General features: G+C 70.4%; 15 protein-coding genes, 2 tRNA genes and 1 pseudogene. 15 read left to right on the top strand and 3 right to left on the bottom strand.

Annotated elements, in window-relative coordinates; translation table 11 throughout:
- Nucleotides 1-163: 163 nt before the first annotated feature.
- On the top strand, nucleotides 164-625 hold the full coding sequence (locus tag ACH4D3_RS22835; RefSeq protein WP_398324738.1) for a hypothetical protein: 462 nt from the start codon (nucleotides 164-166) through the stop codon (nucleotides 623-625).
- A 181-nt stretch (nucleotides 626-806) separates the two neighbouring features.
- Nucleotides 807-986, top strand: coding sequence for a hypothetical protein (locus ACH4D3_RS22830; RefSeq protein WP_003977283.1), 180 nt, complete (start codon nucleotides 807-809; stop codon nucleotides 984-986).
- An 86-nt stretch (nucleotides 987-1,072) separates the two neighbouring features.
- Here ACH4D3_RS22830 and ACH4D3_RS22825 read toward each other — a convergent pair whose 3' ends face one another.
- Entirely contained in the window at nucleotides 1,073-1,633 is a 561-nt protein-coding gene (locus ACH4D3_RS22825; RefSeq protein ID WP_398324735.1) for a CGNR zinc finger domain-containing protein, read from the bottom strand.
- A 278-nt stretch (nucleotides 1,634-1,911) separates the two neighbouring features.
- Nucleotides 1,912-2,325: an SsgA family sporulation/cell division regulator gene (locus tag ACH4D3_RS22820; protein ID WP_004002642.1), complete on the bottom strand. Its 414-nt coding sequence runs from the start codon at nucleotides 2,323-2,325 to the stop codon at nucleotides 1,912-1,914.
- A gap of 191 nt (nucleotides 2,326-2,516) precedes the next feature.
- Between ACH4D3_RS22820 and ACH4D3_RS22815 the strand changes: the two genes are divergently transcribed.
- From ACH4D3_RS22815 to ACH4D3_RS22775, 9 genes are all read left to right on the top strand, one after another.
- Nucleotides 2,517-2,969 (top strand): TIGR02611 family protein, encoded by a 453-nt coding sequence (locus ACH4D3_RS22815; protein WP_398324732.1) that lies wholly within the window; start codon nucleotides 2,517-2,519, stop codon nucleotides 2,967-2,969.
- 100 nt (nucleotides 2,970-3,069) lie between these two features.
- A tRNA-Val gene (locus ACH4D3_RS22810) sits at nucleotides 3,070-3,141 on the top strand.
- Nucleotides 3,142-3,494: 353 nt separating this feature from the next.
- Entirely contained in the window at nucleotides 3,495-4,796 is a 1,302-nt protein-coding gene (locus ACH4D3_RS22805) for an ABC transporter substrate-binding protein (RefSeq protein ID WP_398324730.1), read from the top strand.
- Entirely contained in the window at nucleotides 4,796-5,794 is a 999-nt protein-coding gene (locus ACH4D3_RS22800; protein WP_398324727.1) for a carbohydrate ABC transporter permease, read from the top strand. The genes ACH4D3_RS22805 and ACH4D3_RS22800 overlap by 1 nt, the downstream gene beginning before the upstream one ends.
- Entirely contained in the window at nucleotides 5,791-6,702 is a 912-nt protein-coding gene (locus ACH4D3_RS22795) for a carbohydrate ABC transporter permease (protein WP_398324724.1), read from the top strand. The genes ACH4D3_RS22800 and ACH4D3_RS22795 overlap by 4 nt, the downstream gene beginning before the upstream one ends.
- 12 nt (nucleotides 6,703-6,714) lie before the next feature.
- Entirely contained in the window at nucleotides 6,715-7,314 is a 600-nt protein-coding gene (locus tag ACH4D3_RS22790) for a hypothetical protein (RefSeq protein WP_398324721.1), read from the top strand.
- Nucleotides 7,315-7,449: 135 nt separating this feature from the next.
- A complete protein-coding gene (locus ACH4D3_RS22785) occupies nucleotides 7,450-10,188 on the top strand; it encodes a Tat pathway signal sequence domain protein (RefSeq protein WP_398324718.1) in 2,739 nt (912 codons plus the stop codon).
- 39 nt (nucleotides 10,189-10,227) lie between these two features.
- Nucleotides 10,228-10,686 carry an SRPBCC family protein gene (locus tag ACH4D3_RS22780; protein ID WP_398324715.1) on the top strand — a complete coding sequence of 153 codons (459 nt, stop codon included), beginning with the start codon at nucleotides 10,228-10,230 and terminating at the stop codon, nucleotides 10,684-10,686.
- Nucleotides 10,687-10,725: 39 nt separating this feature from the next.
- Nucleotides 10,726-10,797, top strand: a tRNA-Val gene (locus ACH4D3_RS22775).
- A 76-nt stretch (nucleotides 10,798-10,873) separates the two neighbouring features.
- Here the strand turns inward: ACH4D3_RS22775 and ACH4D3_RS22770 are convergent.
- Nucleotides 10,874-11,599 (bottom strand): 3'-5' exonuclease, encoded by a 726-nt coding sequence (locus ACH4D3_RS22770; RefSeq protein ID WP_385362417.1) that lies wholly within the window; start codon nucleotides 11,597-11,599, stop codon nucleotides 10,874-10,876.
- Nucleotides 11,600-11,770: 171 nt separating this feature from the next.
- Between ACH4D3_RS22770 and ACH4D3_RS22765 the strand changes: the two are divergent.
- The 4 genes and pseudogenes from ACH4D3_RS22765 to ACH4D3_RS22750 all read left to right on the top strand — a co-directional run bounded on the left by ACH4D3_RS22765 (nucleotide 11,771) and on the right by ACH4D3_RS22750 (nucleotide 16,420).
- Nucleotides 11,771-12,341: pseudogene (locus ACH4D3_RS22765) on the top strand (DUF4365 domain-containing protein).
- A complete protein-coding gene (locus ACH4D3_RS22760) occupies nucleotides 12,338-13,636 on the top strand; it encodes a hypothetical protein (RefSeq protein ID WP_398324712.1) in 1,299 nt (432 codons plus the stop codon). Before ACH4D3_RS22765 ends, ACH4D3_RS22760 begins: the two are co-directional and overlap by 4 nt.
- A 92-nt stretch (nucleotides 13,637-13,728) precedes the next feature.
- Nucleotides 13,729-15,705 carry a threonine--tRNA ligase gene (thrS, locus tag ACH4D3_RS22755; RefSeq protein ID WP_398324709.1) on the top strand — a complete coding sequence of 659 codons (1,977 nt, stop codon included), beginning with the start codon at nucleotides 13,729-13,731 and terminating at the stop codon, nucleotides 15,703-15,705.
- 154 nt (nucleotides 15,706-15,859) lie between these two features.
- On the top strand, nucleotides 15,860-16,420 hold the full coding sequence (locus ACH4D3_RS22750) for an HIT family protein (RefSeq protein ID WP_398324706.1): 561 nt from the start codon (nucleotides 15,860-15,862) through the stop codon (nucleotides 16,418-16,420).

Here is a 16,420-nt window from a genome sequence, read left to right as displayed (position 1 = left end):
CCCGCCGGCACCTGTCGTACCGGTCCCGCCGGCACCTGCGGAGGAGCCGACCCCGAGATCTCCCTGATCTCGGTCCCCCGGCATGGCCTCGCGGCGGGCGGACGGTGCAGGATGGAAGGGACGAAGTACTCATGCCCGACCGGGCCCAGCCCTGGAGGACCGGATGATTGCCGAGACCGTCTGCTCCGCGGTGTCCGCGGCAGGCCTGGGCATCGCGGCGGTCACCGCGTACCGCAGGCGATTCCTCACCGCTGCCCGTATCGCCGCCTACTCGCTGGTCCCGATCGGCCTGGTGATGACCGGGGTCGTCGAGTGGCTGGCCGACACGGCCTTCAGCCCGGTGGCCTGGGCCGGCTTCGGAGTGCTGGGCGTGGCCTGGGTGCTCTTCATGACCACACGCGCGGTGGAGCGCCGTCGCGGCGGCACCCGCAAGGAGCGCAAGGAGGCCCGGGCCGCGGCACAGCGCGACGCGGTGGCTCCGGGGGCCTCCGCCCCCTCCCTGGGTTCGGGCTCCGGCTCCCCCCAGTCGGCCGGCCGGCCCGCGTCCCGCCCGGCTAAGGCCTCCCGGGGCGGCGACGACGACTTCAGTGACATCGAGGCCATCCTCAAGAAGCACGGGATATGAGGCACGGGAAGGACATCACGGCCGGACTCCGGGGCTGAAACGACGCAGCGGTCCGAGCCCGTCAGCCCGTGCTCCGGAATGATCACGATCCGACCGGACATTGCGACATTCAACCAACACCCGGTCATAACGGGCGTGTTGATCGCGTGGACCCCACCCGCTGCGTCATCATCGCGGCGAGATGCCGGACACCACTCAGCTGGATTCCCAGCTGGACACGAGACAGAGCGAAACCGCGCGGGTGCAGGACGAACCACGCGGCTGCCTCTTCGCCCTTTCCCAGCCACCGCTCATGATCTTCCTAGCGGTGATCGGGTGTCTGCTGCTCATGGCTTCGTTGCACGATCTGCTGTTGCTGTGAGCCGTACCCGCGCTCCCCGGCGCCACCCGCCGGGGGCCGCGTCGCCGTCCCCGAGTCCGCGGCCGTACCGGCCCCGAAGGGCGGCGTCAGCCCGCCGCCTCCTTGCGCCTGGCCCGGTAGGCGGCCACGTGCAAGCGGTTTCCGCAGGTGCGGCTGTCGCAGTACCGCCGTGAGCGGTTCCGGGAGAGGTCGACGAAGGCGCGCCGGCAGTCGGGGGCCTCGCACCGCCGCAGCCGCTCCTGCTCCCCGGCCACCACGAAGAACGCCAGGGCCATCCCGCAGTCCGCGGTCAGGTGGTCCGCGACGGAGGCACCGGGCGCGAAATAGTGGATGTGCCAGTCGTAGCCGTCGTGGTCGGTCAGCCGGGGCGTGGTGCCCGCGGCCGCGACGAGGTCGTTGATCAGTCCCGCGGCGGTCCGGGCGTCCGGAGCGGCGAAGACCGCGGCGAACCGCGCGCGGATCCGCCGCACCGCTGAGAGATCGAGGTCGGTGAGCACCCCGACGTCGCTGATCTCGTGCGTTCCCACGAATTCCTGGAGGGCCGCGAGGTCCGGCAGCCCGTCCGGAGCCGATTCGTCCTCCGGCACCGTGTTCACCAGATCGACCACGGTGTCGAGCGCGCACCGGGTGTCGTGGGTGATCAGCACGTTTCGCTCCCTGGCCTGGGGGTCGGGCGGGCGCCCGCCGATGCTGGCCGATGGTAGTGGCTCGCGCGGCGGGCGAACCGGCCGCGAGCCGGCCCCGGTCGTCGGTTGCCCCTACAACGGCGCCCGGCCCGCCTTCGTTCCCCGGCCCGCGCACGCAGCGGCGCCGCCCCCGCGGGAGATCCGCGGCGACGACGCCGGTGTGTGCCGTATGCGGTTGTCCGGGCCCGTGCCGTCACCCCGAGTCGACGGCGACGGGCGGCTTCACGCGGGGCCCCGCCCTAGCTTTCCGCCAGGATGTGCGAGAGCTCCTGATCGAGATCGAAGTGCCGGTGTTCCGTGCCGGGGGGCACGGCGGCGTCTGTGCGCTTCAGGAAGGACTCCAGGGCCCGCGCCGGGGCCTCGAGCAGTGCCTCGCCCTCCGGGGAGCTGAGAGCGATGCACACGACGCCCTGGCCGTGACTGCGGGACGGCCAGACACGGACGTCGCCGGTCCCGGTGGGACGGTGGAGACCTTCGGCGAGGAGGTCGCGGGCGAACACCCACTCGACGGTCTCCTCGGCTCCGGTGTGGAAGGTGGCGTGCACGGCGTAGGGGTCGGCCGTGTCGTACCGCAGGCCTGCGGGGACAGGCAGGGAGGACTCGCTCGACACAACGAGGCGCAGGTGCAGCTCGCAGCTGACCGTGGTGTTCATAAGCGCCAGGGCCTTTCGCTCAGTGTGCGCTCGGGGATTCGCACGTCGGCGAAATCGACATGCCACCTACGGTGCCGTTGTAAACCCCTCTGAGTGTTTTGCGTGTGTTTACGTAACTCTTCCGGCCGACGGATCGTTCGAGTCGTACGCCCATTCCGGTGACAGGTTTCGCTCCGGTAGTGTTTGGCCGTATGAACACGGGGAGTAACAAGCCCGGCGAGGCAGCCGTGGCGGCAGACCGTACGGGGACGGACGAGGCCACGGCCGAGCGGGCGCTCGGTTCGCGGGCACCGGAATTCGTCAAGGCGCGCCGTGCGCTGCACCTGAGCTGGCAGGTCGGCGTCTTCATCGTCGGCCTCGCGGTGGTGGTGGCCGGTGTCGCCATGCTGGTGCTGCCCGGACCGGGCTGGGTCGTGATCTTCGGCGGCATGGCGATCTGGGCGACCGAGTTCGTCTGGGCCCAGCTGGTGCTGCGCTGGACCAAGCGCAAGGTCACCGAGGCGGCGCAGCGTGCCCTCGACCCGAAGGTGCGGCGCCGGAACATCATCCTGACCTCGATCGGCGTGGTGATCATCGCCGCGCTGGCCGGGACCTACCTGTGGAAGTTCGGCCTCGAGATGCCCTGGAACATCAAGGACCAGTGATCGTCCGCGGGGGTGCGGCCGGCCGCCCGCGGGGGTGCGCCGATGCGGCCCCCGCTGGTCACCGGCGGCTCTGACATGGGGTAATGTTCTTCCTGCGTCCGGGCGATTAGCTCAGTGGGAGAGCGCTTCGTTCACACCGAAGAGGTCACTGGTTCGAACCCAGTATCGCCCACCGGATCATCAGGCGGCCCGGCTCACGATCGTGAGCCGGGCCGCCTTCGTGTGCGCCGCGTCCGGGTGTCAGGGCATTCCGCTTAGACCCGCCTTCACCCAACCGTGACCTTCGGCGCAGCGGCCCTCCGGGGCCGCGCGGCTGTTCGGCCGGTCGGTCGCGCCGCGCCGACCTGTGGGTTCTCCGGGGGGCCGGACGGCGTTTCCGGAGCGGTGCGCCGGGGCGGCCGCGACCCCCGTCCATCAATTCCTGTCCGAATCATTGACGCACCCCTGGGCCCTCCGTACCTTGTGCCAGCAAGCGCTTACTTGAAACGATTCATGTGGCGAAAGCGACGTCGCGGGGAGGCTCGTATGCAGCAGGGCGGGAATGCGGAGCGGCAGGCCGGAAGGCGCACGATCCTCAAAGCGGCGGGGGCCTCGCTGGCCGTCGCCGGACTCGGGGCCACGGCCACCGCGTGCGGCGGCGGCAGCGGCTCCGGGGACGGAACGGTGACGATCCGTTACTCCTGGTGGGGTGCCGAGGACCGGGCCGAGCGCATCAACAAGACCATCGCGCTCTTCGAGAAGAAGTATCCGAAGATCAAGGTCAAGACCGACTTCCAGCCGTACACCGACTTCTGGAAGAAGTTCAACACCCAGGCCTCCGGGGGGAATCCACCGGACGTCTTCCAGAATGCCATCGGATTCCTCCGCAAATACGACGCCAAGAATGTCCTGCTCGACCTGAGCGGACAGGTCGAGGCGGGAAACCTCTCCATGGACGGATTCCGCGCGGGCCTGGAGAAGTTCGGCGAGATCGACGGCAAACTCCTCGGCGTGCCCGTCGGTTCCAACTCGATGGCCCTGGTCATCGACAAGCCCGTCTACACCCGGGCCGGCGTCAAGCCGGAACAGGGCTGGACGTGGGACGACTTCGACGAGGCGATGACGAAGGTCCGCGACAGGACCGGCCGCGCCGGGGACAGCGGCATGTACGGCGTCATGTACCTCTACGACCTGTACCTGCGCCAGAACGGCAAGGCCTTCTTCACCGAGGACGGCCTCGGCTTCACCGAGGCCGATCTGACCACCTGGTGGACCAAGGCGGAGAAGGGCGTGAAGTCCGGACTCTTCGCCGACGCCAAGAAGGTCGCCCAGATCAAGCCCAAGTCGGCCCTCTCCGCGGAACTCGCCGGCAGCGAGTTCACCTGGGACAACTTCACCGTCCGCTACACCTCCGAGGGCAAGAGCGAGTACGGACTCGCGCCGATCCCCACCACGGACGGCAAGCGCACCGGCCAGTACCTCGGCTCCCTGATGCTCAGCGGCTACAAGCGCACCGAGCACCCCAAGGAGGTCGCCCGGTTCATCGACTTCATGGTCCACGACCCCGAGGTCGCCAAGATCATGGGCTACGACCGCGGTGTCCCCACCACCCAGGCCCAGTACGACGCCTACCGGCCGACCGACCCGGTCAACAAGGCCATCGCCGCCTACGAGGAGTCGCTCGTAGAGGCCGGTGTCCTGGAGCAGATCACCCCGCACCCCAACGGCGCCGACATCTGCGAGGCCGCGTTCCTGCGCATCGCCGAGGAGATGGCGCTCGGCTCGCGGTCCGTCGAAGAGGCCGTCGAGCAGTTCTTCACCGAGTCGAAGACGGCTCTCGCCGGCTGATGGGAAGCGCCGTGACACACGCCCCCGCGCTGGAGGGCCGGGCGGACCCCGAGCCGCGGCACGGCCCGGTGAAGTCCCCGCGCCCCGACGGGCTGAAGCGGCGGGGCCGCCGGGAGAACCTGGCCGGATACCTCTTCATGTCCCCCTGGATCGCCGGGTTCCTGCTGCTGACGGCCGGCCCGATGGCCGCCTCGCTCTACTTCGCGTTCACCGACTACAACCTGTTCGACGCCCCCAGGTGGATCGGCCTGGACAACTTCTCCGAGATGTTCGGCGACCCGCGCTGGCGCCACTCGGTCAGGATCACGCTCTGGTACGTGGTCGTCGGCACGCCGGTCAAGCTGATCGCGGCGCTCGGAGTCGCGCTGCTGCTGGCCCAGAAGCGGCGCGGACAGGCCTTCTACCGGGCCGCCTTCTACGCGCCCTCCCTGATCGGCGCGAGCGTCTCCGTCGCCATCGTGTGGAAGGCGATCTTCTCGGACGACGCGGTCGTCGACCGCACCCAGCAGCTCTTCGGAATCGACGTCGGCGGCTGGACCGGCGACCCGGAACTGATCATCTACAGCCTCGTGGCACTCACCGTCTGGCAGTTCGGCGCCCCGATGGTGATCTTCCTGGCCGGTCTGAAGCAGGTCCCGCGCGAGCTGTACGAGGCGGCCGACGTGGACGGCGCGGGGAAGCTGCGGCAGTTCTGGAACATCACCCTGCCGATGATCTCCCCGGTCCTCTTCTTCAACGTCCTGCTGGAGACCATCCACTCCTTCCAGATCTTCAGCTCGGCCTACATCGTCGGCGGCGGCGCCGGAGGCAACGCCTGCGGTCCAGCGGACGGCACGATGGTCTACACCTGCTACCTGTACGTCCAGGGCTTCGAGAACAGCCGCATGGGCCTGGCCTCCGCCATGGCGTGGATGCTGCTGGTCGCGGTCGCCCTGGTCACCGCGGTGCTGTTCTGGTCCCAGAAGCGCTGGGTGCACTACGAGGAGGGCGGCCGATGAGCGCGCAGGCCACCGACGTCACACCGGCCACCGACACCCCACCGCCCCGGTCCACCAGGGCGGCCGCGCTCCGGCGCCGGCTGCCCGGGTCGCTCGCCTGGCACCTCGGGTCGCTGGCGATCCTCGCCGTGATCCTCTACCCGGTGCTCTGGGTGATCGGCGGCTCCTTCAAGGAGAGCGGCGACATCGTCGGCAGCCTGGACCTCTTCCCGGGCGACCCGATCACGGACAACTACACGAGCCTCGCCGACGGCATCGCGGACATCTCGATCTCCACCTTCTTCGTCAACTCGCTCTTCCTCGCCGTAGGTTCCGTGATCGGCATCGTGGTGTCCTGCTCGCTGACGGCCTACGCCTTCGCGAAGATCAGGTTCGCCGGCCGCAACCTGCTGTTCACGCTGATGATCGGCACCCTGCTGCTGCCGTACCACGTGCTGCTGATCCCGCAGTACGTGCTCTTCCGCAACCTGGACATGATCAACACGTACACCCCGCTGCTGCTGGGGAAGTACCTGGCCACCGAGGCGTTCTTCGTCTTCCTGATGGTGCAGTTCATGCGCAACCTGCCCAGGGAACTGGACGAGGCCGCCCGCCTCGACGGCTGCGGGCACCTGCGGATCTACTGGTCGATCGTGCTGCCGCTGTGCCGCCCCGCACTGATCACCAGCGCGATCTTCACCTTCATCAACTCCTGGAACGACTTCATGGGCCCGCTGATCTACCTCAACGAGCCCGGCAAGTACACGATCTCCCTCGGCCTGAAGATGTTCGTGGACCAGGAGGGCCTGGCGAACTACGGCGGCATGATCGCCATGTCGCTCGTCGCCCTGCTGCCGGTCCTCGCGTTCTTCCTGGCCTTCCAGCGCTATCTGATCGACGGCATGGCGACGTCCGGCCTGAAGGGCTGAGGTGGGATTCCGATGACCGAAGCGAGTGCCAAGGCCCGTCCGGAGCCGGGGGAGTCCCGGTTCGCCCAGGGCTTCGCCCTCTTCGCCGAGTGCCTGCTCACCGGCGTGTGGATCGCGGTGGCGGCGCTGGGGCTGGTCACCTACCCCGCCGCCTTCGCGGCCGGTGCACGGCACCTCGGGCGCCGGCTGGCCCACGAGCGGGGCGGCTGGCGGGAGTTCGCCGCCGACTTCCGGGCGGCGGTACGCCACGGGTGGCTCGTCGGGGTCGCCGGGTGGGCCGCCCTCGCGGTGGTGTGGATCGACGTACGGGCCGTACGGGACGGCCTGCCGGGCGGTCCGGCGGTCGGCGCCCTCGGCGTCCTCGCCCTCATCGGCGCGGCCGTCGCGGGGCTGCGCGCGGCGGCGGCCTGGCACCCCGGCGCCTCCTGGCGGACGCTGCTCGCGTCGGCGGGCCGGCGCACCGTGCTCGACCCCGCCGGTTCCTTCCTCCTCGTCGGCGGGCTGGCCGTCGTGGTCTGCTCCGGCTGGTTCAGCGCACCGCTGGCCGTCGCCGTCCTGGGCGCCGTCGCCGCGGCGGCCGTGGCGGTGGAGGAGCGCTACCGGCGCCGCTGACCCGGCGCCTTCGCCCCCCGGGGTGGTCCCGTGCCGCGGTGGCCACCTCCTCGTACCGAGGTCGGCATCGACGAGCCGTACCTCTTCCTGTCATGCCCTTGACACCCCGGCACACTCGCACGGAAAGGAAAGGCCATGTCCCCCATTCCCCGCAGGTCCCTCCTCAAGGCGGCCGCCGTCGCCGGCGCCGCCGCCCAGTTCAGCTGGGCACTGGGCACGAAGAACGCACAGGCCGCGCCCGCCACCGCCCCGGTCGCCGACGACAGCCCCGTCACCCTGACCTGGCTGGAGGACGGCGGCCTCGGCGCCGCCCCCGGCTCCACCGTCGGCGTCCCCTGGCCCAGGGGCACCTACCAGGAGGACCAGTCGTTCGCCGTCACGGACGCCGACGGCAAGGCCGTACCCGTACAGACCTGGCCGCTCGCCCACTGGCCCGACGGCTCCCTCAAGTGGACCGCCCACGCCGTCGCCTCGGGCAACGGCAGGCTCACCCTCACCGCCGGCACCCCGGCCGCCCCCGCCAAGAAGGTCGCCGTCGACCGGCACGGCGGCACCATCGACATATCGACCGGCGTCATCACCGCGAGAATCGGCACGTCCGGATCGGCACTGATCAAGTCGGTCACCCGGGGCTCCACCGAGATCGCGAAGAACGGCCGCCTCGTCCTGCTGCGCCAGCCCGAGATCGAGGACGGCGACCAGGGCACCGTCAAGTACGAGCGCTTCGACGGCGTGATCGACGACGTGCGGGTCGAGCAGGAGGGCCCCGTCCGCGCCGTCGTCCGCATCGACGGCAAGCACCGCAGGGGCCACCGCGGCTGGCTCCCCTTCTCCATCCGCCTCTACTTCTACGCGGGCGCCGACTCCTTCCGCATGGTGCACACCGTCACGTTCGACGGGAAGCAGGACCCCGGCCGGGCGAGCGGCGACTTCGTCCGCGGCCTCGGTGTCCGCTTCACCGTCCCCATGCGCGACGCCTCCTACGACCGCCACATCCGCATCGGCGGCGAGGGCACCGGACTGCTCCGCGAGGCCGTCAAGGGCATCACCGGACTGCGCCGCGACCCGGGGGCCGCCGTCCAGGCGGCCCAGTTCGCCGGGGAGAAGCTGCCCGACCCCGCCACCTGGGACCAGCGGGTCACCACCCGCCTGAAGTACATCCCCGAGTGGGGCGACTACACCCTCTCCCAGCTGTCCGCCGACGGCTTCACCCTGCGCAAGCGCACCAAGAAGGGCCACGGCTGGATCGGCGCGGGCGGCGGCCGGCGCGCCTCCGGCTTCGGCTACGTCGGCGGCGCGAGCGGCGGCCTCTCCTTCGGCCTGCGCGACTTCTGGGAGAAGTACCCCGCCCAACTCGACATCCGCGACGCCCAGACCGAAGAGGCCGAGGTGACCCTCTGGCTCTGGTCACCCGAGGCCCAGCCCATGGACCTGCGCTTCTACCACGACGGCATGGGCCAGGACACGTTCCCCGAGCAGCTCGAAGGCCTCAACATCACCTACGAGGACTACGAGCCGGAGTTCGGCACGCCCTACGGCATCGCCCGCACCTCGGAGCTCCTCTTCTGGGCCAACGACGCCACCCCGAGCGCCGAGCGGCTCGCCGAACAGGTCGAGGCCGTGCGCGTACTGCCCCAACTGGCCGCCCCGCCCAAGCAGCTCATCAAGGCCGGGGTCTTCGGCCCGGGCCTCTACTCCGAGCCCGACCGCTCCACCCCCGCCAGGGCCAGGATCGAGGACCACCTCGACTTCCTCTTCAACTACTACAAGGACCAGGTGGAACAGCGCCGTTGGTACGGATTCTGGGACTACGGCGACATCATGCACACCTACGACGCCGCCCGGCACACCTGGCGGTACGACATCGGCGGCTACGCCTGGGACAACTCCGAACTCTCCCCGGACCTCTGGCTCTGGTACGCCTATCTGCGCTCCGGCCGCGCCGACATCTTCCGCTTCGCCGAGGCCATGACCCGGCACACCGGCGAGGTGGACGTCTACCACCTGGGCCAATGGGCCGGGCTCGGCACCCGGCACGGCGTCCAGCACTACGCCGACAGCGCCAAGCAGCAGCGCATCGCCAACACCACCTACCGGCGCTTCTACTACTTCCTCACCGCCGACGAACGCGTCGGCGACCTCATGCACGCCAACGTCGACTCCGACGAGACCTTCCTCGCCCTCGACCCGCTCCGCAAGATCCGCACCGAGCCCTACACCCCCGACCGCAACGCCCTGTCGGTCGGCTTCGGCACCGACTGGAGCGGCCTGGTCTCGGCCTGGCTCACCGAGTGGGAACGCAAGGGCCCCAAGTGGGAGAAGGCCAGGGACCGCGTCCTGTCCACCATGGAGACCATCGCCGCCCAGCCCAACGGCTTCGTCCAGGGCAGCGGCCTGTACGACCTGGACACCGGGAGGTTCGCCGTCGCCGACACCCCGAAGGTCGAGGTCTCCCACCTGTCCGCCGTCTTCGGCCTGAACGAACTGTGCGCCGAACTGATCGACCTCGTCGACATGCCGAAGTTCGAGGAGGCGTACTACGACTACTGCCGCTACTTCAACGCGAGCAAGACCGAACAGGCCGAGCGCTACGGCACCAACTTCGGCAGCCTCATCCTCTTCCAGGGCCACTCCCGCCTCGACGCGTACGCGGCCGTACGCACCGGCGACGACAAGCTCGCCACGCGCGCGTGGCAGAAGTTCTACGACTCCGACGGCTACCAGGAGTCGGCGCCCTGGACGACACGGAAGCTGAGCGGCCCCGTCGCCCTGGTCCCGGGCAGCGAGGCGAGCTGGGTGTCCACCAACGACACCGCGCTCTACGGCCTGGCCGCCATCGAGAACCTCGCACTCCTGGGGGACAGGATGCCGTAGCGGGCCCGTACGGGGCGCGGGCGCGGGCACACTGCACGGGTGGACTGGAACCATTACCGCTTCCGCAGCCGGTGGCCGCTGCCCGCGCCCGCCCCGGACGTCTACCGGGCACTGGAACGCATCGAGGACTACCCCCGCTGGTGGCCGCAGGTCCGCGAGGTCACCCGGCTCGACGACACCAGCGGCCTCCTCCGGTTCCGCTCCCTGCTTCCGTACGACCTCACCGCCACCGTGCGGGAGGGACGGCGGGACCCGGCCGAAGGGGTGCTGGAGGTCGCGATGAGCGGCGACATGGAGGGCTGGGCGCGCTGGACGGTCACCCCGCGCGGCTCCGCCACCCTCGTCCGCTACGACCAGGAGGTCGTCGTCCGCAAGCCGCTGCTGCGCCTCCTCGCCGTGCCGGGGCGACCCCTGTTCCGGGCCAACCACCGCCTCATGATGCGGGCGGGGCGACGGGGTCTCGCGGCGCACCTGGCAGGTGGTCGGCAAGCGGTTTGATGGAATCGCCGGACGCCCTGTATTGTTCAGTGCGTTCCCGGGCGATTAGCTCAGTGGGAGAGCGCTTCGTTCACACCGAAGAGGTCACTGGTTCGAACCCAGTATCGCCCACCCGGAAAGAGCCGGTCCGTCACACGACGGACCGGCTTCTTCGTGTTCCGGCGTTCACGCGGACCGGTACGAAGGGTCACGCCGCCGCCGGCAGGTCCGGGCGCAGGGGCCAGGCCGGGTCCACCGCTTCCTCGGTGCCGTTGAGCGCGAACCACGCCTGCAGCCCGCGTGCCTGCCCGGCGTGCCACACCGCCTGAAGGGTGTGCAGCTCGGCGGGGGAGAGGCGTTCGAGGCGCGCCTGGAAACGGCGCCCCACCGCCCGCACCACCTCCAGCGCGGCCTGGGCGTCGGCCGCCGCGTCGTGCGCGCCCTCCAGCTCCACGCCGTAGTGCGCGCACAGGTCGGTGAGGGTGCGACGGCCCTTGCGGTAGCGGTCCAGGTGCTTGTCCAGCACGTGCGGGTCCAGCACGTGCAGCGGCGTCCGCTCCAGCCAGCGGCCCAGCGACGAGGCGCGGTGCCGGCGCAACTCCCGGTCCAGCAGCGTCAGGTCGAACGGCGCGTTCATCACCACCAGCGGACGCCCCGCGCGGGCCTGCTCCGTCAGCGCCTCCGCCATCTCGTACATCACCGGCGCCGGCCACCGCCCGTGGCGCTGCACGTACTCCTCCGTCAACCCGTGCACCGCCGTCGCCGACTCGGGCACCGGCACGCCCGGGTTCACCAGCCACCGGGTCACCCGCGGGCGCAGTCCCGGCGCGTCCTGGACGACGAGGGCGGCCGACACGATCCGGTCGGTCTCGGTGTCCACACCCGTCGTCTCCGTGTCGAAGGCGGCCAGCGGCCCCTCGAACCAGCTCGTCATAGGGCACTCAACTCCTCGTCCGAGCGCGACAGCTGACGCGCCGTCCCTTGTCCCGGTTCGGTGATACCCGGGCTGTTTGCGGCGTACGCCGGAAGGACACAACAGGAGTACGGGTCTTTGCAGTTCACAGACCCGCAGCGGGGATTCACCAGTTCTGGAAGGCTGTTGGTCATGGCCATTGCGCAGCCCGAACGGGGCGGGCTGCTGCCGGAGCGCACCACGCCCTCACGAGGCTCTCTCGCCACCACCGCCTGCATGGAGACCTTGCAGGTCGGATACCTCCACGCGGTCGCCGCCGCGGCGGGCTGCTCGCTGTCCCAGCCCTTTCCGGACAACGGCATCGACTGGCACGTCAGCCACAGCGCCCCCGGGCACACCGTCGACGACGAGGTCACGATCAAGGTGCAGCTCAAGGCCACCTACCAGATCGCGCCCGGACCCCCCGGCCGCTTCTTCTCCTTCACCCTCGACAACGGCCATCTGGCGAAGCTCGCCCGCACCCCGGTGTCGGTGCACAAGATCCTGGTCGTGATGATCGTCCCCCGGTCCCGCCCGGGACCAGTGGCTGCGCGCCGGACACGACCGGCTCGACCTCAGGCACTGCTGCTACTGGACGAACCTCGCCGGACACCCCGTCACGGGCCGGCAGCGCACCACTGTGCGGATACCGACCGCGCGGATCTTCGACGACCGGGCGCTGTGCGAGATCATGACGCGGGTCGGGACGGGAGGGAAACCATGACGCACCGCCCGACCGGCGGCGGCCCCCCGCGGCCCGTCCAGCCCCCGCGGTCCGTCGAGCCCCTGCGGTCCGTACGGCCGCACCACCCGGCCGACGCCCTCGACGACCGCCCCCGCGACGCCGCCCCGCCCGAGCCCGGGACCGTCGACCCGGCCGTGCTGACCGCCCTGCTCCACCGGCACGGCTGGCGACGGCGCGGCGGTGCCCCCGGCCGCTACGGCCGCTGGACCCCGCCCGGCCCGGCCACGGGTGTCACCAGCCTCCTGGTGCCCGTCAGCCGCGCCCTCCCCGACAGCGACGACCTGCTCGGCGAGGCGCTGCTCGCCCTGTCCCGCAGCGGCACGCCCGCCGCCCGCGAGATCCTGCTCTCCCTCGCCGTCCCCAGCGACGAGATCCGCTGGGAACGCGACATCCCGACCGGGCCCGGCGCCACGGCGACCTGGACGGCGGAGGAACAGCTGCGCTCCGCCGCCCGCCGCATGCTGCTCGCCGGGGCGCTCGCCACCCGCGCGCGGGCCGGCTACTACGGCGCCCGGCACCGGCGCGCCGCCGAGACCGCCCTGGAGAACGTCCTGGTGGGCCCCGCCCCCGACGGCCGCCACCTCACGGCGTTCCTGCCGGTCGGCACCGGCCGCCCCCTGGCCGTACGCCTGCACCAGGCCCTGTACGCCGCCCGTGAGGCCGTCGACTACCGGCGGACCACCGGTGGCGCGGAGGCCTTCGACTCGGCCGTCGCGGCGGGGGTCAGCCACGAGCTGACCGAGTCCTTGGTCGCCCTGGTCCGCGGCACCGAGGGCGCCCGGATGGCCATCGGCTGGGCACCTGCCGCGGGCGTGCCCGAGGGCTGCGGCACCCTCACCGAACCCGTCGAGTTCTCGCCGGGCGACCTGCCCGCCCTGCGCGAGGCCGCCGCCCGCTACCTGCGCGCGGAGCCCTCCGTGCCGGTGCGGATCACCGGCACCGTCGTCCGCATGCGTCGGCCCGGACCCCGCGGCCCGGGCACCGTACGGCTGCGGGTGCTGGCCGGGGCCGAGGTGCCGCACGTGCGCGTCGCGCTGGACGAGGAGGCCTACCGGATCGCCGGGCACGCCCACCTCGTCGGGCTGCCGGTGCGGATGCTGGGTCGGCTGGAGAGCCGGGGCGGGTTCCGCCGGCTGACCGGCGCCTGCGAGATCACGCCCGTCCAGGTCGACGACGCGGAGCGGGACCGGCTGCTGAAGGCCGTCCAGGAGCACGTAGAGGTCGCGGCCTTCTTCGAGGAGGCCTGCGGCGACGGAGGGGACTGCCGGGACTGATTTCGCGGTGGGCGGGCCAGGGTCGGTACGATCGCCCTCATGCGTGCGCTCCGGTATGGCGCCGCGGCCCCACCTTCAGTCAGGAGAGACCGGTGTCAGACGTCCGTGTGATCATCCAGCGGGATTCCGAGCGGGAAGAACGCGTGGTGACGACGGGCACTACGGCCGCCGAGCTCTTCGCCGGCGAGCGCTCGATCATCGCCGCCCGCGTCTCCGGCGACCTCAAGGACCTCGCCTACGCGGTACAGGACGGCGAGACCGTCGAAGGCGTCGAGATCTCCTCCGAGGACGGTCTCGACATCCTGCGCCACTCCACCGCGCACGTCATGGCCCAGGCCGTGCAGGAGCTGTTCCCCGAGGCCAAGCTGGGCATCGGCCCGCCGGTCAAGGACGGCTTCTACTACGACTTCGACGTCGAGAAGCCCTTCCACCCCGATGACCTCAAGGCCATCGAGAAGAAGATGCAGGAGATCCAGAAGCGCGGGCAGCGGTTCTCCCGCCGCGTGGTCACCGACGAGGCCGCCCGCGAGGAGCTCGCCGACGAGCCCTACAAGCTGGAGCTGATCGGCCTCAAGGGCTCCGCGTCCAGCGACGACGGCGCGGACGTCGAGGTCGGCGCCGGCGAGCTGACGATCTACGACAACCTCGACGCGAAGACCGGCGAGCTGTGCTGGAAGGACCTCTGCCGGGGTCCCCACCTGCCCACGACCCGGAACATCCCGGCCTTCAAGCTGATGCGCAACGCCGCCGCCTACTGGCGCGGCAGCGAGAAGAACCCGATGCTCCAGCGCATCTACGGCACCGCCTGGCCCACCAAGGACGAGCTGAAGGCGCACCTGGAGTTCCTCGCCGAGGCCGAGAAGCGCGACCACCGCAAGCTCGGCAGCGAGCTGGACCTGTTCTCCATCCCGGAGCAGATCGGCTCCGGCCTCGCCGTCTTCCACCCCAAGGGCGGCATCATCCGCCGGGTCATGGAGGACTACTCGCGGCGCCGCCACGAGGAGGAGGGCTACGAGTTCGTCTACACCCCGCACGCGACCAAGGGGAAGCTCTTCGAGACCTCGGGCCACCTGGACTGGTACGCCGACGGCATGTACCCGCCCATGCAGCTCGACGAGGGCGTGGACTACTACCTCAAGCCCATGAACTGCCCGATGCACAACCTGATCTTCGACGCGCGGGGGCGGTCCTACCGCGAACTTCCCCTGCGCCTGTTCGAGTTCGGCACCGTGTACCGGTACGAGAAGTCGGGCGTCGTGCACGGCCTGACCCGGGCCCGCGGCTTCACCCAGGACGACGCGCACATCTACTGCACCCGCGAGCAGATGTCGGAGGAGCTGGACAAGACCCTCACCTTCGTCCTGAACCTGCTGCGCGACTACGGTCTGAACGACTTCTACCTGGAGCTGTCCACCAAGGACCCGGAGAAGTTCGTCGGCTCCGACGAGGCCTGGGAGGAGGCCACCGAGACGCTGCGCCAGGTCGCCGAGAAGCAGAACCTGGAGCTGGTGGCCGACCCGGGCGGCGCCGCGTTCTACGGCCCGAAGATCTCCGTCCAGGCCAAGGACGCCATCGGCCGCACCTGGCAGATGTCGACCATCCAGCTCGACTTCAACCTGCCGGAGCGCTTCGACCTGGAGTACACGGCCGGGGACGGCACCAAGACCCGTCCGGTCATGATCCACCGCGCGCTGTTCGGCTCCATCGAGCGCTTCTTCGCGGTGCTCCTGGAGCACTACGCGGGCGCGATGCCGCCGTGGCTCGCCCCGGTGCAGGCGGTGGGCATCCCGGTGGGGGACGCGCACGTGCAGTACCTGGAGGAGTTCGCGGCGGAGGCCCGGCGCAAGGGGCTGCGCGTCGACGTGGACTCCTCCTCGGACCGGATGCAGAAGAAGATCCGCACGCAGCAGAAGCAGAAGGTCCCGTTCATGATCATCGTCGGTGACGAGGACATGCACGGGGGCACGGTGTCGTTCCGCTACCGCGACGGTTCGCAGGAGAACGGCATTCCGCGCGACCAGGCACTGGCGAAGCTCGTTGATGTGGTGGAGCGCCGGGTTCAGGTGTGACATGCTCCCCGCCGATGCGGGGATGGTCCGTTCATACCGGTCGTCGGACACACGAAGGTGCTTTGCTCCCCGCACTCGCGGGGATCGGCCTCCGGGGGGGGGATCTCCCGGGGGCCCTTTCATCTTCCCGGTGCCGACGCCATATGCTGCACGCATGACGAGTGAGCCGGAGCAGCAGCTGGGAGTGGGTACGCCGGACGCGTTCCAGCGTCTGTGGACGCCCCACCGGATGGCCTACATCCAGGGCGAGAACAAGCCGAGCGGCCCCGGCGCCGATGACGACTGCCCCTTCTGCTCGATTCCGGCCAAGTCCGACGAGGACGGTCTGATCATCCGGCGCGGCGAGCACGTGTACGCGGTGCTGAACTTGTACCCGTACAACGGCGGTCACCTGATGACTGTGCCCTACCGCCACGTCGCCGACTACACCGAGCTGAACACCGTGGAGACCGCGGAGCTGGCCGAGCTGACCAAGCAGGCGATGACGGCGCTGCGCACCGCGTCCGGCGCCCACGGCTTCAACATCGGCATGAACCAGGGCACCGTGGCCGGCGCGGGCATTGCCGCCCACCTCCACCAGCATGTAGTGCCTCGTTGGGGAGGCGACACCAATTTCCTTCCCGTGATCGGCCACACAAAGGTGCTCCCCCAGCTCCTGGGCGACACCCGCAAGATGCTGGCAGAAGCCTGGCCCTCCAGCCCGTCCGGCGTTTGA

The sequence above is a fragment of the Streptomyces sp. NPDC018026 genome (assembly GCF_044327745.1).
Lineage (GTDB): Bacteria > Actinomycetota > Actinomycetes > Streptomycetales > Streptomycetaceae > Streptomyces > Streptomyces rubrogriseus.
The sequence above is the reverse complement of the archived record's forward strand: the minus strand, read 5'-3'. Positions and strand labels throughout refer to the sequence as shown.